The organism is Streptomyces sp. NPDC032822 (assembly GCF_055578825.1).
In genome coordinates this window covers 147,859-167,368 of the sequence record NZ_JBVIOL010000010.1, presented here as the reverse complement: position 1 = coordinate 167,368, position 19,510 = coordinate 147,859, and the positions used below count along the sequence as shown (strand labels likewise).

Genomic DNA, 19,510 nt, shown 5'->3' with positions numbered 1-19,510 from the left:
CTGCTCACGCCTCCTCGGCGGCACGGACCACGAGCTTGGTCCAGGCGGTCACGACGTGCTCGCCGGCCTCGTCGTGGACTTCACCGCGAATGTCCAGGATGTCGTTTCCGGCCATGGACTTGATGGCCTCGATGATCGAGGTGACCCTGAGTCGGTCGCCGGCGCGCACGGGACGGGCGTAGGCGAACTTCTGGTCGCCGTGCACCATCCGGCTGTAGTCCAGGCCGAGCTGCGGGTCCTTCACGGCCTGTCCCGCCGCCTTGAAGGTGAGGGAGAAGACGAAGGTCGGCGGGGCGATCACATCGGGGTGGCCGAGCGCCTTGGCGGCCTCCGGGTCCGTGTACGCGGGGTTGGTGTCACCCACCGCCTCCGCGAACTCACGGATCTTCTCCCGGCCCACCTCGTAGGCGTCGGTGGGCGGGTAGCTCCGCCCCACGAAGGACTGGTCGAGCGCCATGGCTCGGCACCTCCTGATGTAAACGACGTGAGGCCGCCCCCCAAATGCGGGGGCGGCCTCACGTACGAGCCTGAAATTATCGCGTTTCGCGGTGCGCGGTGTGCGCGTTGCAACGCGGGCAGTGCTTCTTCATCTCCAGTCGGTCCGGGTTGTTACGCCGGTTCTTCTTGGTGATGTAGTTCCGCTCCTTGCACTCCACGCAGGCCAGCGTGATCTTCGGGCGGACGTCGGTGGCAGCCACAGGAGTGCTCCTTGACGAACGGATGGGACGATTAACGCATAGAAGAGTAACCGATCGAAGGACCGACCCCGCAATCGGCTACTGTCAGTAGCGGTGACCGGACTTGAACCGGTGACACAGCGATTATGAGCCGCTTGCTCTACCGACTGAGCTACACCGCTGTGATGCGATCGGTCCCGCCTTGCGACGGGAACCTCTCACACCAGAGCCCCAATACGGAATCGAACCGTAGACCTTCTCCTTACCATGGAGACGCTCTACCGACTGAGCTATTGGGGCGAGCGATGAAGACATTACACGCTCGGTCGCCGTTCACCCAAATCCGTTTCGCGGCCCCCGTCCCACCCTGATCCACGGCCCTCCCAGAGGCCTCGGAGGCCTCTCCCGTACGGCGGACCACACCGGTACGACTATTGCGCTCCTCCCCGTCGTGAGCGTGTCGCCGCCCTAGGCTCGACTCACTCTGCGTGATCTTGCGCCCCCTTCGTGCGGCCCTGAACGCGCAGGCCCCGAGCCCCGCAGCCCCCGAGCCCCCGAGTCCCTGGAGCGCGATGCCCGACAGCCAGCCGCAGCCGCCCCACTCCTCCTCCGGTTCCTCGTCGGGTGCGTCATCGGGTTCGTCATCGGGTGCGTGGTCAGGTTCGTCGTCGGGTTCTTCGTCGTTCGGGCCTCCCGAGGGGGCGTCGCTTCTGTTGTGCGGGGCGCGTCTCACCGACGGCCGGACCGTGGACGTACGGCTGGGCGGTGGGCGCATCGAGGCGGTCGGTACGGCCGGGAGTCTCACGACGGGCGAGGCACGCGCGCGTGGTGCGCGCGTGGACCTCGGCGGCTATCTGCTCCTGCCGGCCCCGGTCGAGCCGCACGCCCACGCCGACACCGCGTTGTCGGCCGACGGCGAGGGGCCCGTCCCGTACGACGCCCAGGACGTCCAGCGGAGGGCCACTGAGGCCGCTCTGCTGCAACTCGGGCACGGGGCGACCGCGTTGCGGGCACACGTGCGTGTGGGGGACGTCCAGGGGCTCGGCGCGCTGGGGGCCGTACTCCAGGCGCGGCGTGCGCTGCGCGGGCTCACCGAGCTGACGACCGTGGCGATGCCGCGGGTGCTGACGGGGGTGGCCGGGGCCGACGGGCTCGCGATGCTGCGGGACGCGGTGAAGATGGGCGCCTCGGTGGTGGGCGGTTGTCCGGATCTGGACCCTGATCCGACCGGTTATGTGCAGGCGGTCCTGGACGTGGCCTCCGAGCACGGCTGCCCCGTCGACCTGCACACCGACGCAGCCGACCCGGCCCGTCTGTCCCGGCTCGCGGCCATGGCCGGCGGTCTGCGCCCCGGAGTGGCCCTCTCGCCGTGCGGCGGCCTGGAGCGGCTTCCCCCCGAGGTGGCCTCCCGGACCGCCGACCAACTCGCGGCGGCCGGTGTGGCGGTGGTCTGCCTGCCGCAGGGCGGCTGCGGGGGTATCGAGCGGCGGGGGGCGGCACCGGTGGCTCCAGTGGCCCCTGTACGGCTGCTGCGGGCGGCCGGGGTACGGGTCGCCGCGGGCAGTGGCGCCTTGCGCGACATGTCGAACCCGGTGGGGCGCGGGGACCCGCTGGAGGCGGCCTACCTGCTGGCCTCCCGCTACGGCCTGCGCCCCGAGGAGGCGTACGACGCGGTGAGTGGGTCGGCCCGGGCGGTGCTGGGCTTGCCCGAGGTGCGCGTGGAGGCCGGATTCCCGGCCGAGTTGCTCGCGGTGCGCGGTGACCGGCTGGCGGGGGCGCTCTCGCTCGCGTACAGCCGGATCGTGGTGCATCGGGGGCGTGTGGTGACGCGGACCAGCGCGGTACGGGAGTACTGCGACACGGCCACGACGGCGGAGCTGGGACTGCCCCGTCAGGGGCGTGGCGAGGTCTCGTAGGGGCGAGGAGAGGGTGGCTCTGGGGGCGGTGCAGCGCCTTGTGTGCGCCCCCTGAAGTGTGGCCGGGGTCGTGCGGCGGATGCGGCTGTGCGGGCGTACGGTCGGAGGCATGCGCATTGTCATCGCTGGTGGTCATGGTCAGATCGCGCTGCGGCTGGAGCGGTTGCTCGCCGCGCGTGGGGACGAGGTCGCGGGACTCATCCGCAAGGCCGAACAGGGCGACGACCTGCGGGAGGCCGGTGCCGAACCGGTCCTGCTGGATCTGGAGTCGGCCTCGGTGGAGGAGGCCGCGGCATATCTGCAGGGCGCGGACGTGGCGGTCTTCGCGGCGGGTGCGGGCCCGGGCAGCGGGGTGGACCGCAAGGACTCGGTGGACAAGGGCGCGGCCGTCCTGTTCGCCGACGCGGCGGTCCGGGCGGGCGTACGGCGTTTTCTGGTCGTGTCGTCCATGGGTGCGGATCCGGCGCACGAGGGTGACGAGGTCTTCGACATCTACCTGCGCGCCAAGGGCGAGGCGGACGCGTACGTGAGTGGCCTGGACGCGCTGGACTGGACGATCCTGCGCCCGGGTTCGCTGACGAACGACGTCGGCACCGGCCTCGTACGTCTGCAGGCCCATACCGGTCCGGGCAAGGTGTCGCGCGACGACGTGGCCGCCACGCTGGCGGAGTTGGTGGACACTCCGGCGACCGCGGGGCTGACCCTGGAACTGATCGGCGGGTCGCTGCCGGTGTCGGTGGCGGTGAAGTCGGTGGCGGGGAACTGAGCGGGACCGCTCAGAACAGGGGCATCTGGCCGGGGAAGACGGGCACGCTGTAGCCGTCCAACGTCGGCTGTGCCGCTCCGAGTTCCGCCTGCCGCCGCGAGCCGGGGCACGAGATGAGTTCGCCGCTCTCACGGGCGCCGGGCGGGTCGTGCCGGGCGAAGCGTCCGGCGACTACGGCGATCTCGCGACGGCATTCGGGGCAGTGTCTACGGCGGCTGGACATGGAGTCAGTGTGCCCCGGTCGGGGTTCCCCGTATCGGAGGCCGGTTTCCGTCGTCTCGGAGGCCGGTCTCGGCCACGCCGAGGGCCCTCTCGGCCGCTTTCCGGCACAGGTACACGACCAAGGGCCCGTGACCTGCTGAGACAGCAGGTCACGGGCCCTTGATTTCCCGTGTGGCGGCGCCAGGATTCGAACCTGGGAAGGCTAAGCCGGCAGATTTACAGTCTGCTCCCTTTGGCCGCTCGGGCACACCGCCAGGGGTTGCTGCCTCTCGAACCGCTTTTCGGCGGTGCTCCGTGGCAACGACGTAAACAATACCCGATAGGGAGGGGTGCTTCGCCACCCGATTGATCTGCGCCCGGAGGCCGGTGGGTGGCTACGCTTGTCCGGATGCGGCCCGGGACCACACCGGGCTCGGCGCCCGCCCCCACGTACGCCGATACGCATGTACGCACCCCGATACGCACCCTGATACAAGGAGCCACAGGACATGGCCGACTCCAGTTTCGACATCGTCTCGAAGGTCGAGCGGCAGGAGGTCGACAACGCCCTCAACCAGACCGCCAAGGAGATCTCGCAGCGCTACGACTTCAAGGGCGTGGGTGCCTCGATCTCGTGGTCCGGCGAAAAGATCCTGCTGGAGGCGAACTCCGAGGACCGGGTCAACGCCGTCCTCGACGTCTTCCAGTCCAAGCTGATCAAGCGCGGGATCTCGCTGAAGGCGCTGGACGCGGGCGAGCCCCAGCTCTCCGGCAAGGAATACAAGATCTTCGCGTCGATCGAGGAGGGCATCTCCCAGGAGAACGCGAAGAAGGTGGCGAAGATCATCCGCGACGAGGGGCCCAAGGGCGCGAAGGCTCAGGTGCAGGGTGACGAGCTGCGGGTCAGCTCGAAGAGCCGTGACGACCTGCAGGCCATTATCGCGCTTCTGAAGGGCAAGGACTTCGAATTCGCGCTGCAGTTCGTGAACTACCGGTAAGCCGCTGACGGGGCTACACAGACTGCCCGGACTGCGTGCACGAGGAAGGGTGGGTCCCGGCGGTAATCCGTCGGGACCCACCCTTCTCGCCTGCTGGCTGCGGTCCGGGGTGTTTCCTGCGCTCAGTCGCGCGAGTTGCCGAACAGGAGGCGGTAGGCGACCAGGAGGACGAGTGAGCCGCCGATCGCCGCCGCCCAGGTGGTGCCGTCGTAGAACTCCTTGGTGATCGGGTGGTCCAGCCAGCGGGCCGAGATCCAGCCCCCGATGAACGCGCCCGCGATACCGATGAGTGTCGTGCCGATGAAGCCGCCCGGGTCGCGGCCCGGCAGCAGGAACTTGGCGATGGCTCCGGCCAACAGGCCGAGAATGATCCAGCTGATGATGCCCATGCCCTGAACCTGCCCTTCCGTTCTGTGCCCGCACTGTCCTCGGCCTGTGATTTCCGTCGCGGCCGGCTGTGTCGCGGGCCGAGCGCGTGCTGCTCGTCGCGCGACCGTTCATGCGGTTGTTCATACGGTTGTTCGTGCTGTGTTGTCGGAGAAGACGTCACCGCTGCACTCGGCGGTTGCAGCGATCACTAGGGTGCGGTTCATGACACGTTCCGACGCCGGGCTGCAGCGCACCCTGGGGGTGGGTGACGCGGTGCTCATCGGGCTGGGCTCGATGATCGGCGCCGGGATCTTCGCCGCCCTGGGGCCGGCGGCGCGTGCAGCCGGGTCGGGGCTGCTGCTCGGGCTGGCGGTCGCCGCTGTGGTCGCCTACTGCAATGCCGCCTCCTCGGCGCGGTTGGCGGCCCGGTATCCGGTCTCCGGCGGTACGTATGTGTACGGGCGGGAGCGGCTCGGGCCGTTCTGGGGTTATCTCGCGGGCTGGTCGTTCGTGGTCGGGAAGACGGCTTCCTGTGCGGCGATGGCTCTCACCGTGGGGACGTACGTCTGGCCGGGGCAGGCGCACGCCGTGGCGGTGGCGGCCGTGGTGGTGCTGACAGTGGTGAACTACGGCGGGGTCCAGAAGTCGGCCTGGCTGACCCGGGTGATCGTGGCGGTGGTCCTGGCTGTCCTCGCCGCCGTGGTGGTCGTGTGTCTGGGGTCGGGAGTGTCCGATGCCGGGCGGCTGGGTGCCGGAGCGTCGGGCGGTGTGAGCGGCGTGCTTCAGGCGGCCGGTCTGTTGTTCTTCGCGTTCGCCGGGTACGCGCGAATCGCGACCCTCGGCGAGGAGGTGCGGGATCCGGCGCGCACGATCCCCCGCGCGATCCCGCTGGCCCTGGGCATCACGTTGGTGGTGTACGCGGGTGTGGCGGTGGCTGTCCTTTCCGTGCTGGGGGCGGGTGTTCTGGGGCGCGCGGACGCTCCGCTGGTGGACGCGGTGCGTGCGGCCGGGGTACCGGGGTTGGTGCCGGTGGTGCGGCTGGGGGCTGGCGTGGCGGCGCTGGGTTCGCTGCTCGCCCTCATCCTGGGCGTCTCACGGACCACGCTGGCCATGGCGCGGGACCGGCATCTGCCCGGCGCGCTGGCCGCCGTGCATCCGCGTTTCCGGGTGCCTCACCGGGCCGAGCTGGCCGTGGGCGCGGCGGTCGCCGTCCTGGCCGCCACGGTGGACGTGCGAGGTGCGATCGGGTTCTCCTCCTTCGGTGTGTTGGCGTACTACGCGGTGGCCAACGCGTCGGCCTGGACGCTCGGTTCGGCTCCAGCAACGCGGGTGGTGCCGGCGGTCGGGCTGCTCGGGTGTGTGGTGCTGGCCTTCTCGCTGCCGGGGGTGTCGGTGATGGTGGGGGCGGGTGTGTTGGCGGTGGGCGCGGTCGCGTACGGGACGCGGCGGTGAGTGGCGGGCTGGACGGGATGGGATGGGGCGGGGCAGTGACGGGCCGAAGTGAGGGCGGGAGCGAGTAAGGCGGGAGCGGGTGACCGCACGTCCGGTCACCTGATGGGGCAATTGGACGTTTCCGGTCATGGGTTCATCATGCAAGGCCCCACCGACATTCGCTCGGGGCTGTGGATAACCGTCGGCCTGTGGAAAACCTGGCCCGGGGAGAACCTGGCCTGACGGAACGGGCTTCAGGCGAGGCGGACTTCGACGCCTCGCTCGGTCCTGCAGCTGAGCAACTCGTCGAAGGTCGGCAGGTGGTGGTCAGCGGGCGGAGTGCGGCTGTCCAGGCAGGCGCGGCGACGTGGGCGTCGTGCCAGCAGGCGAGGGTGAGGGGCGGGGCGGTGTCCCATCGGCCACGGAGGCTGTCGTCCCGGGCGCTGAGGCCCAACCGAAATACCCACCGGGTCCGTTCACCGCTTCGCTCAGCATGCAGTGGAGGTCGGGGGTGGCGCTGATGCGACGGCCGTCGAGGTGGTGGGTGGTGTCTGAGGGCTGGTCCGGGCGGCCGTACACGTGGCCCTCCCTGGCCGTGTCGGTCCGGAACCGCCGTCCGGCGGCCTCACATCGCCCACCGGTTCGGCTCCGTGGGTCGAACCGGTGAGCCCACGGTTCCTCGGCCGCCGTACCGGACTTGTCGAGGATCTCCGGGGTGAGTTCGCCGAGGGGTGCCGAGCCTTGGGCGAAATGCGTGTACGACGGCCGTGGACAGCTCGCCCTGGGGTGTGCGGCCCAACAGTTGTACAGGTCCCGCCGGGGCGCAGATCCCGCCGGGCGGAAGAGGGCAGCGAAGAGGTCGTCGGCGCCCTGGCTGGAGGGCCCGCCTACGTCTCCTCGTGGTCGTCCTCGCGCTCGACTCCGCGCTGCCGTCGTACGACAGCAGGAGGGGTTTCGGCGTCCCCACCCCCGGGTCCGCCCCTCAGCGGTTCGCGAACGGCTGGTCGGTCGGGACGATTTCGCGGCCCAGTGGGAACAGCGAGACCGGGATGAGTTTGAAGTTGGCGATGCCGAACGGGATGCCGATGATCGTGATGCACAGGGCGATGCCGGTGACGATGTGGCCGATGGCCAGCCACCAGCCGGCGAGGACCAGCCAGAGCACATTGCCGACGCAGGAGGGGGCACCGGCGTCACGGCGCTCGACCGTGGTGTAGCCGAAGGGCCAGAGGGCGTAGACGCCGATACGGAAGGCGGCCACGCCGAAGGGGATGCCGATGATGGTGATGCACAGGAGTACGCCCGCGAGCAGGTAGGCGAGGAACAACCAGAAGCCGCTCAGGACGAGCCATATGACGTTCAGGATGGTTTTCACTGAGTGCGACCTGCCATCTTCTCGAGCCGGGCGATGCGTTCTGCCATCGGCGGGTGTGTCGAGAACATCTTGGAGAGTCCCTGGCCTGGACGGAAGGGGTTCGCGATCATCATGTGGCTCGCGGTCTCGATACGGGGCTCAGGGGGCAACGGCAACTGTTTGGTGCCCAGTTCGAGCTTGCGCAGGGCGCTGGCGAGGGCGAGCGGGTCGCCGGTGAGCTGGGCGCCGGACGCGTCGGCCTCGTACTCCCGGGAGCGGCTGATGGCCAGTTGGATGAGGGTGGCCGCGAGCGGACCAAGGATCATGATCATCAGCATGCCGAGAAGGCCGGGGCCGTCGTCGTCGTTGGAGCGGCCGATCGGGATCAGCCAGGCGAAGTTGACCAGGAACATGATCACGGAGGCGAGGGCGCCGGCGACGGAGGAGATCAGGATGTCGCGGTTGTAGACATGGCTGAGTTCGTGGCCGATGACGCCGCGCAGTTCGCGCTCGTCCAGAAGGCGCAGGATGCCGTCCGTGCAGCACACCGCGGCATTGCGCGGGTTGCGTCCCGTCGCGAAGGCGTTCGGCGCCTCCGTCGGGGAGATGTACAGACGGGGCATGGGCTGGCGGGCCTGGGTGGAGAGCTCGCGGACCATGCGGTAGAGGCCGGGGGCCTCGAACTCACTGACGGGGCGGGCACGCATCGCGCGTAGAGCCAGCTTGTCGCTGTTCCAGTACGCGTACGCGTTGGTCCCCAGGGCGATCACGACCGCTACGACGAGCCCCATACGGCCGAAGAAGCTGCCGATGACGATGATGAGCGCGGACAGTCCCCCGAGGAGTACTGCGGTCCTTAGCCCGTTGTGCCGGCGGTGCACGGTACGCCCTCCAAGTCGTGCAGCAGGGGAACCCTTTGCTTGCTGATCTCGCTTGCTGATCTTGCTCGGTGACTTCGATGTCACTGGTGTCGAGGTGTCACGTCCAGTGGAACCTCCCGCTTTGGTCAACGCCAGGCGAGGGCCCCTAGTTCCCTTGTGCGTACGGCGGCGGGTATGGGCCGTCCGGGTGAGGGCGGTGTGACGTGCTAGAAGAGCCCGGTGTCCGTGAAGCGCAGGACCAGCTGGGGCGCTCCGGAGAGGGCGACGGCGAGGACGCCGGTGAGCGCGATCGCGGCGGTGAGAGGAGCCGGGACGCGGTGTCCGGCGGGCTCGCCCTCGGGGGCACGGAACAGCAGGGTCGTCCACTGGAGGTAGTAGAACAACGCGATCACCACGTTGACGGCCATGACGACGGCCAGCCAGCCGAGGCCCGCGTCGACGGCCGCGGAGAACACGGTGACCTTCGCGAAGAGACCGATGATGCCCGGCGGCAGTCCGGCCAGGCAGAGCAGGAAGAAGGCCAGGAGCAGCGCGGCGAAGGGGTGTGACGCGTACAGGCCCCGGTAGTCGGAGAGGCGGTTGAGGGACTTCGTACGGCCGACCAGGGCGGCCACCGCGAAGGCACCCAGGTTCACGGCCGCGTACATGAGGGCGTACGCGACCGTGGAGCCGATCGACCGCTCGGCGTCGTCGGAGTACGCGGCGGCGGCGATCGGGACGAGGAGGTAGCCGGCCTGGCCGACGGACGACCAGGCGAGCAGCCGTACCGCGCTGTACGCGCGCGTGGCCTGCTGGCGGAGGGCTCCGACGTTGCCGACGGTCATGGTGAGGGCGGCCAGCGCGGCGAGCGCCGGGCCCCAGACGTCGGCGTACGACGGGAGGGCGACGACCGTGAGGAGGATGAGGCCGGAGAAGCCGACCGCCTTGCCGACGACCGACAGATAGGCGGCGATCGGGAGTGGCGCTCCCACGTAGGTGTCCGGTACCCAGAAGTGGAAGGGGACGGCGGCCGTCTTGAAGGCGAAGCCGATGAGGGTCAGGACCACGCCGGTCTGGGTGAGGGTGTGGAGCTGTCCGTCGACGTTCTGGATGCGGTCGGCGATCTGGGTGAGGTAGAGGGTGCCGGTGGAGGCGTAGACGAAGCTGACGCCCATGAGGCTGACCGCGGTCGCGGTGACCGAGGACAGGAAGAACTTCAGGGCCGCTTCGGAGGACTTCCTGTCGCCGTGCCGGAGGCCGACCAGCGCGAAGGCGGGCAGGGAGGCGACTTCCAGAGCCACGATCAGGGTCGCGAGGTCGCGGGAGGCGGGCAGGAGGGCGGCGCCGGAGGCGGAGGACAGCAGCAGGAACCAGTACTCCCCTTCGGGGAGTCCCTTGTCGGCGTCCTTGAGGGCGGTGACCGACAGGAGGGCCGCGATGAGGGCGCCGCCGAGGACCAGGAGCTGGAGGACGAGGGTGAAGCGGTCGGCCGTGTAGCTGCACACCTCGGGGGCGCCGGTCAGGCAGAAGGTGCTGCGGTCGCCGTCCAGGAGGGGCAGCAGCATGAGCGTCGAGGCGGCCAGGCCCGTGACCGACAGCCAGCCGAGGAGCGGCTTGCGGGACTCCCCCACGAACAGGTCGGCGACCAGGACGACGAGTCCGAAGACCGCGGCGAGGGTGGGCGGCGCGATGGCGAGCCAGTCGACGGACTGGACGAGGTTCGCGGCCTGCGACTGGGCCAGGGCGCTCATCGGGTGCCTCCTGCGAGGAGCTGCTGCACGGCCGGGTCGGTCAGGCCGAGGAGTGCCTTCGGCCAGAGGCCGGCGGCGACGGTGAGGACGACCAGCGGGGTCCAGGCCGCGAGCTCGTACGTGCGGACGTCGACAAGCTTCGGGGCTTCCTGCCGTACCGCTCCCATGCAGACGCGGCGGACCACGATCAGCATGTACGCGGCGGTCAGCAGGGTGCCGACCGCGCCGATGGCCATGAAGGTGAGGAACGCGGGGCGGCTGAGGCCGTCGGCGGGCCGGAACGCTCCGAACAGGGCCAGCATCTCGCCCCAGAACCCGGCGAGGCCGGGCAGGCCGAGCGAGGCGACGGCGGCGAAGGCGAGCAGGCCGCCGAGGCGGGGTGCCTTGCCGTAGAGCGCGGCGCCGGTCTCCTCGGCGAGGGTGTCGAGGTCGCTGCTGCCGGTACGGTCCTTCAGCGCTCCGACCAGGAAGAAGAGCAGGCCGGTGATGAGGCCGTGGGCGATGTTGGCGAACAGCGCGCCGTTGACGCCGGTCGGGGTCATGGTCGAGATGCCGAGCAGGACGAAGCCCATGTGGCCGACGGACGAGTAGGCGATGAGCCGCTTGAGGTCGCCCTTCGCTCCTGGTCTCGCCAGGGCCAGACAGGCCAGGGAGCCGTAGATGATCCCGACCACGGCGAACGCGGCGAGGTAGGGCGCGAAGGTGCGGAAGCCGTCCGGCGTGATCGGCAGCAGGATCCGGACGAAGCCGTACGTACCCATCTTCAGCAGGACGCCGGCCAGCAGGACCGAGCCGACGGTCGGGGCGGCGGTGTGGGCGTCCGGAAGCCAGCTGTGCAGCGGCCACATCGGCGTCTTGACCGCAAGCCCGATCCCGATCGCCAGAACGGCGATGACCTGCACGGATGTGGTCATCGACCGGCCGTTGTCAGTGGCGAGTGCCACCATGTCGAATGTGCCCGCCTTGATTCCGATCAGAAGCAGGCCGAGCAGCATGACCACGGATCCGAGCAGGGTGAAGAGGATGAACTTCCAAGCCGCCCGGGTCCGTTGCTCACCGCCCCAGCGGGCGATGAGGAAGTACATCGGGATGAGGACCATCTCGAAGGCCAGGAAGAACAGGAGCAGGTCGAGGACGGCGAAGGTCGCGAGGGTGCCGGACTCCAGGACGAGCAGCAGTGCGACGAAAGCCTTCGGGGTCGGGCCCGCGGGCATCTTGAAGTAGGAGTAGAGCGCGCAGAGGAAGGTCAGCAGCGCGGTCAGGACCAGAAGGGGGAGGGAAATGCCGTCGATGCCGAGGTGGATCCGCACATCGAGTGCGGGGATCCAGCTGATGTCGGTCGTGGCCTGCATCTTCGACGGGTGGTCGTGGTCGAAGCCGAGGGTGAGGACCACCGCGGCGACGAGGATCGCGCCGGTGACCGTCACACCGTGCCGGAGCACGGCCTGCTCGGATGACTTCCCCTTCAGTCCGGGCGGAGCCGGCAGCAGAGCGGCGACGGCACCGATAAGCGGCCCGGCGACGACGAATGCCAGAAGGACCTGCATCACGGACTCGTTGATATCGATCACGCCTGCTCACGCTCCCGTGGCGACGAGGACGGCGGCGACCACCAGGACGACGGTGCCGGCGAGCAGCGCGCTCATATAGGTCTGCAGATTGCCGGTCTGGGCTCTCCGTACGGCGGCTCCCAGCAGGCGGGGCAGCGCGCCCGCGCCGCGGACGTAGGTGTCGACGACCTCGCGGTCGAGGAACCGGACGAGGGTGGCTCCGGCCTGGACGGGGCGGATGAAGAGGGTCGTGTACACGGCGTCGAGGTGGAAGCCGACGGCCGCGTGGCGGTGCAGCGGGCCGAGCAGGAGACGGCCCGGGTCCGCCGGGTCGGGGGCCGACGCCACGTCTCCGTACGCGGGTGCGTGGCTGGCGATGGCCTCGGCCTCGACGAGTCCGGCATCGCCCTCGGGGTGGGCGGCGACCGCGCCGATCGGGGTGTCCGCCGCGAGCGCGGTGGTGGTCCGCCAGGCCCCGTAGGTGACGATGCCGCCGACCAGGGCCACCCCCGTGCCGAGCACGGACGTGGTCAGGGTCGGGGTGAGGTCGCGGCCGTCGAACCAGTCGGGCAGTACGCGGTAGGCGAGCCCGCCGACGGCGAGGGAGGGCACGGCGAGCACCCACAGCACCAGCGTCATGGAGAGGGGCTGCCTGCCGTGGTCGGGGGCCTCGGTGCCGTGGCCCTGGAAGGCCAGCAGCCACAGCCGGGTCGCGTACGCGGCGGTGAGGAGGGCGGTGACCAGACCGGCGAGCAGGATCGTCCAGCCCGCGGCACCGGGAGCGTGTTCGGTGTGGCCGGTGGCCACGTGTTCGGCGGCGCCGAGCACGGACTCCTTGGAGAAGAAGCCGCTGAAGGGCGGGATCGCGGCGAGCGCGAGGAGCGCCACGGTCATCGTCCAGAACGCGTCGGGGACCCGGGCCCGCAGGTGGCTCATGCGGGACATGGCGGCCAGCGAGTTGGTGCCGGCGGCGTGGATGATCACGCCCGCAGCGAGGAACAGCAGCGCCTTGAAGGCGCCGTGCGAGAGGAGGTGGAAGACGGCGGCACCGCGGTCGCCGACGGCGAGGGCGCCGGTCATGTAGCCGAGTTGGCCGATCGTCGAGTAGGCAAGGACCCGCTTGATGTCGTCCTGGGCGAGCGCGGCGAGTGCCGAGCCGACCATCGTGACGGCGGCCATGACGGCGAGGACGACCATCGCGGCCTGGGAGGCCTCGAAGACCGGAAGGAGACGGGCGACGAAGTAGACACCGGCGGCGACCATCGTCGCGGCGTGGATCAGCGCGGAGACGGGCGTCGGGCCGGCCATCGCGTCGGGCAGCCAGGTGTGCAGCGGGAACTGCGCCGACTTGCCCGCGACGCCGGCCAGGAGCAGCAGGGCGATGAGCGTCGGGTGGTCGAGTCCGCCGTGCGCGACGGCGCCGAGGACGCGAGTGACGCGGAAGGACCCGGCGTCCGTGGCCAGCGCGAACAGGCCGATCAGGAAGGGGACGTCGCCGAGCTTGGTGACCAGGAAGGCCTTGAGGGAGGCGGCGCGGGCCTCCGGGGTCTCCCAGTAGTGGCCGACCAGGAAGTACGAGCAGATGCCCATGATCTCCCAGCCGACCAGCAGCACCATGAGGTCGCCGGAGTAGACGACGAGCAGCATGGCGGAGGTGAAGAGGGAGACGAGGGCCGCGTACGAGGGGTAGCGCGGGTCGTCGCGGAGGTAGCCCGTGGAGTAGATCTGCACGCAGGTGGCGACGAGGCCGACCAGGACGGCGACGAGGGCGGCGAAGCCGTCGATGTGCAGGGCGAGTTCGATCGGGACCGAGCCGGTCGGGGTGAGTTCGGTGGCGGCGTCGAGGGCGTGTTCGCCGCCCTGGCGCAGGGCGACCGTCGCGGCGAGCGCGAGGGCGGCGAGGGTCGGCAGGACGGCGAGCGGGCGGACGAAGCCGGGGGCGGTGCGGCCGAGGAGCAGACCGGCGACGGCACCCAGGAACGGGAGGAGGGGGACGAGGACGGCGAGGGTGGTCGTGGTCACGCGGTGGCCTCAGCCTTCCCGGCCCGGTCGGCCCGCTCGGCCGTGAGGGCGTCACTGTCGGAACCACCAGGACCGTCGGAATCGTCGGGACTGCCGGAGTCGTCGGAGCCGTCGTCCGGGTGGCTCTCGTGCCCCTCGGCGGTGTCGCGGAGCCGGTCGATGTCCGCGGTGCCGCGGTTGCGGTGGACGGCGAGGACGATCGCCAGGCCGATGCCGATCTCGGCGGCGGCGATGGCGATGGTGAACAGGGTCAGGGCCTGGCCGGAGTGCAGGGTCTCCTCGGCGGTCCGGCTGAGCCAGACGTCGAAGGCGACCAGGTTGAGGTTGACGGCGTTGAGCATCAGCTCGACCGACATCAGAACCAGGATCGCGTTGCGGCGGGCGAGGACTCCGTACAGGCCGGTGCAGAAGAGGAGGGCGGAGAGGACGGCCGGGTAGGCGAGGTGCATCAGTGGGCGCCTTCCTGATCGGCCGGGTTGTTCCTGGCGTCCGGAGCGGCGGAACCCTCCGAGGCGGAGGAGGAACTCTCCGTGACCGATTCGAAACTCTCCGTAACGGATCGGGAACTCTTGGTGGCTGCTCGGGAGTTCACAGGGGGAGAGCTCGTCTCCGTCTTCGTCTTGCGGGACAGGACGATCGCGCCGACCAGGGCCGCGAGGAGGAGGACGGAGAGGGCCTCGAAGGGGAGCACCCAGTTCTGGAAGAGGCTGGCGCCGGTGGCCTCGGTGGAGCCGGCGGCGGGGCCGTCCAGATCGATCCAGGTGGTGCGGAAGGCGTCGACGACGACCCAGACCAGGGCCGCCGCGGCGGCGACGGCCACGGTGAGGGCGGCCCAGCGGTTGCCGGAGTCCGCGTCCGGGGAGCGGCCGATGGGGGCCCTGGTGAGCATCAGACCGAACAGGAGGAGGACGACCACGGAACCGACATAGATGAGTACCTGCACCCAGGCGATGAACTCGGCGGTGAGCAGGAGGTATTCGACAGCGAGGCCGCCGAGGGCGACCACCAGCCACAGGGCGGCGTGCACCAGCTGCTTGGTGGTGACGGTGACCAGTGCGGCGCCGAAGGTGACCAGGCCGACGAGGAGGAAGGCGATCTCGACGCCGGTCGGGGAGAGGAAGCCGTGGGACTCGGCGGCGGCCGTGGTCAGCGCGGTGGAGGTGGGGCTCACGCGTCTCCCTCCAGCGGCTTCGGGGCGTCACCGGGCTCGGGGGCGGGGTCGATGGCCTGCGCGGCCTGCGCCGCGGCGAGCTTCTCCGCCGTCTTGCGGGCGGCGGCGATCTCCTTCGGCTCCTCGGCGGCGGGGTCGAGGGCGGGTGGGGCCGGGACGGTCCACATCCACTCGCGGAGCTTGTCGCGTTCGTGGGTGAGGTCGCGGATGTCGGTCTCGGCGTACTCGAACTCCGGGGACCAGAACAGGGCGTCGAAAGGACAGACCTCGATGCAGATACCGCAGTACATGCACAGGGAGAAGTCGATGGCGAAGCGGTCGAGGACGTTGCGGCTGCGTTCGCGACCGCCGGGGGCCGCCGCCGGGACCGTCTCCTTGTGGGAGTCGATGTAGATGCACCAGTCGGGGCACTCGCGGGCGCACAGCATGCAGACCGTGCAGTTCTCCTCGAACAGGCCGATCACACCGCGGGTGCGGGGCGGGAGATCGGGCTGAACGTCCGGGTACTGCTCGGTGACGGTCTTCTTCGTCATCGTGCGGAGGGTGACGGCCAGGCCTTTGGCGAGGCCAGCGCCGGGAATGGGGGCCATGGTTACTGGATCACCACCTTGACGATGCCGGTGAGGGCGATCTGGGCGAGGGAGAGGGGCACGAGAAGGGTCCAGGAGAGCTTCTGGAGCTGGTCCTCGCGCAGGCGGGGATAGGTGACGCGGAGCCAGATCACGACGAAGGCCAGCACGGCCGTCTTCAGGAGGGTCCAGACCCAGCCGAGACCGTCGGCGCCCCAGGGGCCGTGCCAGCCCCCCAGGAAGAGGACGGTCGTCAGGCCGCACAGCACGACGATCCCGGCGTACTCGGCGAGGAGGAACAGGGCGAAGCGGAGGCCGGTGTACTCGGTGTACGCGCCGAAGATGATCTCCGAGTCGGCTACGGGCATGTCGAAGGGAGGCCGTTGCAACTCGGCGAGGCCGGCCACGAAGAAGACGATCGCGCCGACGATCTGCCAGGGCAGCCACCACCACTCGAAGGCGTCGAGGATGCCGGGAAGGGAGACCGTGCCGGCCGCCATCGCCACCGAGGCGGCGGTGAGCAGCATCGGGAGTTCGTAGGCGAGGAGTTGGGCCGCGGTGCGCAGGCCGCCGAGGAGGGAGAACTTGTTGGCGGAGGCCCAGCCGGCCATGAGCGAGCCGAGGACGCCGACGCCCATGACGGCGAGCACGAAGAAGATGCCCGCGTCGACGACCTCGCCGACGGCTCCCTCGCCCGGGCCGATGGGGATGGCCAGGAGGACCAGGAGATATGGGAGGAGGGCGACGGCTGGGGCGAGTTGGAAGATACGGCGGTCCGCACCCGCGGGGACGATGTCTTCCTTCTGGGCGAACTTCACACCGTCCGCGACGAGTTGGGCCCAGCCGTGGAAGCCGCCGGCATACATGGGGCCGAGGCGGCCCTGCATATGGGCCATGACCTTGTGCTCGGTCTGGCCCACGATCAGAGGGAAGGTGAGGAAGACGACGAAGACGATCAGGAGTCGCAGGGCGACGTCGAGAGCGTCGTTCACTGCGGGCCTCCTGTGGGGTCATCGGGGGTGGGGTCGGGCTTGGGGGCCGGCTTGAGGCTCGGCCGAAGGTTCGGCTCGGGACCGGGCTCGGGGTCCGGCTCGGGGGTGGTGGCCTGGTCGGGCTTGTTGGTGGCCTGATCGGGCTCGGCATCCGGCACCGGTTCGGCTTCGGAGTCGGGGGCGGGGTCGGGGTCGACCTCGGGCTCTGCGGTTCCCTCGGGCCCGGGGTCCGGCTCGGGTTCCGGTTCTTCGAAGGCCGGGCGGGCGTGGTGCCAGGGGGCGTCCGAGCTGCGCGGGGTGGTGGGGACCTTGGCGGGTGGGCTCTCGGCTTGTGGCGGGGCCCCTGCCTCGCCGGCGTCGCCTGTGTCACCGGCCTTGGCGCTGCCGCCCGCATCGCCGACCGCGCCGCTCCCGCCGGTGTCGTCGACCTTGCCGGTGCCTTCGCCTTCAGTGCCTTCGCTTTCGGGGCTGTCGCCTTCAGTGCCGTCGGCGGACACCGCCGCACCGGGGGCGGCCTGCTGGCTCGCCGACCCGTCCGAAGCGGTGCGTGTCCGGCGCGGGGCAGCCGACGCTCCGGTGGCCGAGGCCCTGCTGCTCGGGGCGTCCAGGGCAGGCGCATCCGTGCTCTGGGGCGTCTCGGTCCGGGGCGTCCCGGCCGGAGGCACCTCGGTCTGCGACGCCTCGGTCTCGGTCGGAGGCGCCCCGGCCTGCGGAGTCTCGGTCTGAGGCGTCTCGGTCTGGCTCGTCGAACCCTCCGCCGCCGTACGAGACCGCCTCGGCGAAGCCTGCGAACCCGCAGCTCCTGCCCCTGCCCCCGGCACGGCCCCTCCGCCTGGCACAGCCGACGCACCAACAGCCCCTGCCGTCCCCGACGACCCGGCCGTCTCCGCCACGCCCGCAGCCCCCGCAGTCGCCTCCGTCGGAGTCGTCGTCTGGCTCGCGGATCCCTCGGATGCCGAGCGTGCGCGGCGTACCGGGCGATCGCCCACCGCCCGGGCCGGACGGTCGCCCGCTGGGCGAGCCGGGCGTTCGTCCGATGCCCGAACGGGGCGGTCGCCCGCAGTCCGGGCCGGGCGGTCGGCGGTGCCTGTTGTGGTGCGGCCTCGGGTGGGGCGGGTCGGGGCCGGGGGGAGTTGGCCCTTCAGTGGGCCCCATTCGTTGGGGTCGGGGACGCCGGGCGGGAGCATCTGGCGGCGCTTGGGGCCGCCGTGTTCGGACTCGCCGGGTTCCTTGGCTCCCGGCCAGGCCTTGGCGACTCGGGCCGCGAGGACGAAGTCCTTGCGGAGGGGGTGGCCTTCGAATGTCTCCGGGAGAAGGAGGTGGTCCAGGGAGGGGTGGCCCTCGAAGACGACGCCGAACATCTCGTGGGTCTCGCGCTCGTGCCAGCCGGCGCCCGCGTACACGTGGACGGCGGTCGGCAGGGCAGGCGCCTCGCGCGGGACGGTCGTACGGACGAGGAGGCGTCGTACCGGGGAGAGGGCGACGACGTGGGCCGAGACGCGGAAGCCCGTGCCGGGTTCGTCGACCGCGCTGAGCCAGTCGAAGTAGGTGCAGCCGAGGCGGTCGCGGGCGGTTTCCAGGGCCGTGATCCAGGAGGCGGGGGGCACGTCGACCGTCAGGACCTCGTACGACTCCTCCGCCGTGGCCTCCGGGCCGAACAGGTCCGCGGCGGGGGCGGGCAGCCAGCCGGCCTCGGTCATCGCGCGTCCCCCGGAGCAGCGGCAGCGGTGGAGGCCGCCGGCGGTCGTACCAGGTCGCTCTGCAGAGCCGCCGCCGACGGGCGGGCCGTTCCGTACCGCTCCGCCAGTGACTCCCGGGCGATCTTCTCCTGGAGTTTGAGGATGCCCTGGAGGAGGGCTTCGGGGCGCGGCGGGCAGCCGGGGACGTAGACGTCGACGGGGATGATCTGGTCGACGCCCTTCGTCACGGAGTACGAGTCCCAGTACGGGCCGCCGCAGTTGGAGCAGGCGCCGAAGGAGATGACGTACTTCGGTTCCGGCATCTGCTCGTAGAGCCGCTTCACCGCCGGGGCCATCTTGTCCGTGACCGTGCCCGACACCACCATCAGGTCGGCCTGGCGCGGGCCGGGGGCGAAGGGGATCACGCCGAGGCGGATGAAGTCGTGGCGGGCCATCGACGCGGCGATGAACTCGATCGCGCAGCAGGCGAGTCCGAAGTTGAAGACCCAGAGCGAGTAGCGGCGGCCCCAGTTGAGGACCACCTTCATCGGCTCGGGGGCCAGGCGGGAGAGCACGCCCAGCCGCTTCGGCTCCGGAAGGTCCACCGGAGTGGCGGGAGCGGGGGTCACGTCCATGCCAGGACGCCCTTCTTGTATGCGTACAGCAGGCCCACGGCCAGGAAGCCGAGGAAGATGAACATCTCCACGAGGGTGGTGGCGCCGTAGCCGGGGGCGGCGAAGACCGTCGCCCAGGGGAACAGGAAGATCGAGTCGACGGCGAAGATGACGTACAGGAAGGCGTAGACGTAGTAGCGGACCTGGGTGTGGGCCCAGCCCTCGCCGACGGGGTCGACGCCGCACTCGTACGTCAGGAGCTTCTCCGGGGTGGGGACCACGGGGCGCAGCAGGCGCCCGGCTCCGAAGGCGACGGCCACGAACAGCACGCCGACGGCGGCGAGCAGTCCGACGACCGAGTACGACTGGAAATATCCCGCCGCGACGACGACGGTCGGTTCCGGCACGTCGGTCCCTCGCTCTCCCTGACCCAGGACTCTGTCTGATCGACTCTGATCGGTTCTGTATCGGCTCTGAACCGACTCAGAATCGGCTCCGAGTCGACTCTGTGTCTGTTCGCGTCTGCTCGACGATCTGTACGCACGGGAGTCTAGGCCCTGTTAAAGACGGGGTAAGCAGCCCGTCACGCC

20 protein-coding genes and 3 tRNA genes are annotated in these 19,510 nt (G+C 70.4%); 4 read left to right on the top strand and 19 right to left on the bottom strand.

Going from position 1 to position 19,510, the window contains the following annotated elements:
- Positions 1-4: 4 nt before the first annotated feature.
- The 4 genes from ACZ5VD_RS27460 to ACZ5VD_RS27445 form a co-directional block, all read right to left on the bottom strand.
- The gene (locus ACZ5VD_RS27460; RefSeq protein WP_468683636.1) at positions 5-457 is read right to left on the bottom strand and encodes an FAS1-like dehydratase domain-containing protein; all 453 of its coding nucleotides are present in this window, start codon (positions 455-457) and stop codon (positions 5-7) included.
- A gap of 76 nt (positions 458-533) precedes the next feature.
- Positions 534-698, bottom strand: a complete 165-nt coding sequence (gene rpmG / locus ACZ5VD_RS27455) for a 50S ribosomal protein L33 (protein ID WP_003948671.1) — start codon at positions 696-698, stop codon at positions 534-536.
- An 88-nt stretch (positions 699-786) separates the two neighbouring features.
- Positions 787-859 (bottom strand) — tRNA-Met (locus ACZ5VD_RS27450).
- A gap of 45 nt (positions 860-904) precedes the next feature.
- A tRNA-Thr gene (locus ACZ5VD_RS27445) sits at positions 905-977 on the bottom strand.
- A gap of 272 nt (positions 978-1,249) precedes the next feature.
- On the opposite strand from ACZ5VD_RS27445, the gene ACZ5VD_RS27440 reads away from it, so the two are divergent.
- Both ACZ5VD_RS27440 and ACZ5VD_RS27435 read left to right on the top strand, forming a co-directional pair.
- Positions 1,250-2,593 (top strand): amidohydrolase family protein, encoded by a 1,344-nt coding sequence (locus tag ACZ5VD_RS27440; RefSeq protein ID WP_468683635.1) that lies wholly within the window; start codon positions 1,250-1,252, stop codon positions 2,591-2,593.
- A gap of 109 nt (positions 2,594-2,702) precedes the next feature.
- The gene (locus tag ACZ5VD_RS27435) at positions 2,703-3,359 is read left to right on the top strand and encodes an SDR family oxidoreductase (protein WP_468683633.1); all 657 of its coding nucleotides are present in this window, start codon (positions 2,703-2,705) and stop codon (positions 3,357-3,359) included.
- Positions 3,360-3,369: 10 nt separating this feature from the next.
- On the opposite strand, the gene ACZ5VD_RS27430 is transcribed toward ACZ5VD_RS27435, so the two are convergent.
- Complete coding sequence (locus tag ACZ5VD_RS27430; protein WP_468683632.1) at positions 3,370-3,582, bottom strand: hypothetical protein; 213 nt, start codon at positions 3,580-3,582, stop codon at positions 3,370-3,372.
- Positions 3,583-3,753: 171 nt separating this feature from the next.
- A tRNA-Tyr gene (locus ACZ5VD_RS27425) sits at positions 3,754-3,835 on the bottom strand.
- A gap of 234 nt (positions 3,836-4,069) precedes the next feature.
- Here ACZ5VD_RS27425 and ACZ5VD_RS27420 point away from each other — a divergent pair.
- The gene (locus tag ACZ5VD_RS27420; protein ID WP_468547659.1) at positions 4,070-4,558 is read left to right on the top strand and encodes a YajQ family cyclic di-GMP-binding protein; all 489 of its coding nucleotides are present in this window, start codon (positions 4,070-4,072) and stop codon (positions 4,556-4,558) included.
- 122 nt (positions 4,559-4,680) lie between these two features.
- Here ACZ5VD_RS27420 and ACZ5VD_RS27415 read toward each other — a convergent pair whose 3' ends face one another.
- A complete protein-coding gene (locus tag ACZ5VD_RS27415; protein WP_468547660.1) occupies positions 4,681-4,947 on the bottom strand; it encodes a GlsB/YeaQ/YmgE family stress response membrane protein in 267 nt (88 codons plus the stop codon).
- 202 nt (positions 4,948-5,149) lie between these two features.
- Here ACZ5VD_RS27415 and ACZ5VD_RS27410 point away from each other — a divergent pair, with 202 nt between their 5' ends.
- Complete coding sequence (locus ACZ5VD_RS27410; protein WP_468683630.1) at positions 5,150-6,379, top strand: APC family permease; 1,230 nt, start codon at positions 5,150-5,152, stop codon at positions 6,377-6,379.
- Between the two features lie 961 nt (positions 6,380-7,340).
- Here ACZ5VD_RS27410 and ACZ5VD_RS27405 read toward each other — a convergent pair.
- The 12 genes from ACZ5VD_RS27405 to ACZ5VD_RS27350 form a co-directional block, all read right to left on the bottom strand.
- Positions 7,341-7,733, bottom strand: coding sequence for a YccF domain-containing protein (locus ACZ5VD_RS27405; RefSeq protein WP_468547662.1), 393 nt, complete (start codon positions 7,731-7,733; stop codon positions 7,341-7,343).
- The gene (gene htpX / locus ACZ5VD_RS27400; RefSeq protein ID WP_468547663.1) at positions 7,730-8,593 is read right to left on the bottom strand and encodes a zinc metalloprotease HtpX; all 864 of its coding nucleotides are present in this window, start codon (positions 8,591-8,593) and stop codon (positions 7,730-7,732) included. Before htpX ends, ACZ5VD_RS27405 begins: the two co-directional genes overlap by 4 nt.
- 206 nt (positions 8,594-8,799) lie before the next feature.
- The gene (locus ACZ5VD_RS27395; RefSeq protein WP_468547664.1) at positions 8,800-10,323 is read right to left on the bottom strand and encodes an NADH-quinone oxidoreductase subunit N; all 1,524 of its coding nucleotides are present in this window, start codon (positions 10,321-10,323) and stop codon (positions 8,800-8,802) included.
- Positions 10,320-11,894 carry an NADH-quinone oxidoreductase subunit M gene (locus ACZ5VD_RS27390; protein WP_468547665.1) on the bottom strand — a complete coding sequence of 525 codons (1,575 nt, stop codon included), beginning with the start codon at positions 11,892-11,894 and terminating at the stop codon, positions 10,320-10,322. Before ACZ5VD_RS27390 ends, ACZ5VD_RS27395 begins: the two co-directional genes overlap by 4 nt.
- A 6-nt stretch (positions 11,895-11,900) precedes the next feature.
- Positions 11,901-13,895 carry an NADH-quinone oxidoreductase subunit 5 family protein gene (locus ACZ5VD_RS27385; RefSeq protein WP_468547666.1) on the bottom strand — a complete coding sequence of 665 codons (1,995 nt, stop codon included), beginning with the start codon at positions 13,893-13,895 and terminating at the stop codon, positions 11,901-11,903.
- A complete protein-coding gene (gene nuoK, locus ACZ5VD_RS27380; protein WP_468547667.1) occupies positions 13,892-14,344 on the bottom strand; it encodes an NADH-quinone oxidoreductase subunit NuoK in 453 nt (150 codons plus the stop codon). The genes ACZ5VD_RS27385 and nuoK overlap by 4 nt, the downstream gene beginning before the upstream one ends.
- Complete coding sequence (locus ACZ5VD_RS27375; protein WP_468547668.1) at positions 14,344-15,066, bottom strand: NADH-quinone oxidoreductase subunit J family protein; 723 nt, start codon at positions 15,064-15,066, stop codon at positions 14,344-14,346. Before ACZ5VD_RS27375 ends, nuoK begins: the two co-directional genes overlap by 1 nt.
- Positions 15,063-15,656 carry a NuoI/complex I 23 kDa subunit family protein gene (locus tag ACZ5VD_RS27370; protein WP_468547669.1) on the bottom strand — a complete coding sequence of 198 codons (594 nt, stop codon included), beginning with the start codon at positions 15,654-15,656 and terminating at the stop codon, positions 15,063-15,065. The genes ACZ5VD_RS27375 and ACZ5VD_RS27370 overlap by 4 nt, the downstream gene beginning before the upstream one ends.
- Positions 15,657-15,658: 2 nt before the next feature.
- Positions 15,659-16,627 carry a complex I subunit 1/NuoH family protein gene (locus ACZ5VD_RS27365; protein WP_468547670.1) on the bottom strand — a complete coding sequence of 323 codons (969 nt, stop codon included), beginning with the start codon at positions 16,625-16,627 and terminating at the stop codon, positions 15,659-15,661.
- A complete protein-coding gene (locus tag ACZ5VD_RS27360) occupies positions 16,624-18,327 on the bottom strand; it encodes an NADH-quinone oxidoreductase subunit C (RefSeq protein WP_468683629.1) in 1,704 nt (567 codons plus the stop codon). The genes ACZ5VD_RS27365 and ACZ5VD_RS27360 overlap by 4 nt, the downstream gene beginning before the upstream one ends.
- A complete protein-coding gene (locus ACZ5VD_RS27355) occupies positions 18,324-18,941 on the bottom strand; it encodes an NADH-quinone oxidoreductase subunit B (protein ID WP_468547672.1) in 618 nt (205 codons plus the stop codon). The genes ACZ5VD_RS27360 and ACZ5VD_RS27355 overlap by 4 nt, the downstream gene beginning before the upstream one ends.
- Complete coding sequence (locus ACZ5VD_RS27350; protein WP_468547673.1) at positions 18,932-19,327, bottom strand: NADH-quinone oxidoreductase subunit A; 396 nt, start codon at positions 19,325-19,327, stop codon at positions 18,932-18,934. The genes ACZ5VD_RS27355 and ACZ5VD_RS27350 overlap by 10 nt, the downstream gene beginning before the upstream one ends.
- Positions 19,328-19,510: the final 183 nt, after the last annotated feature.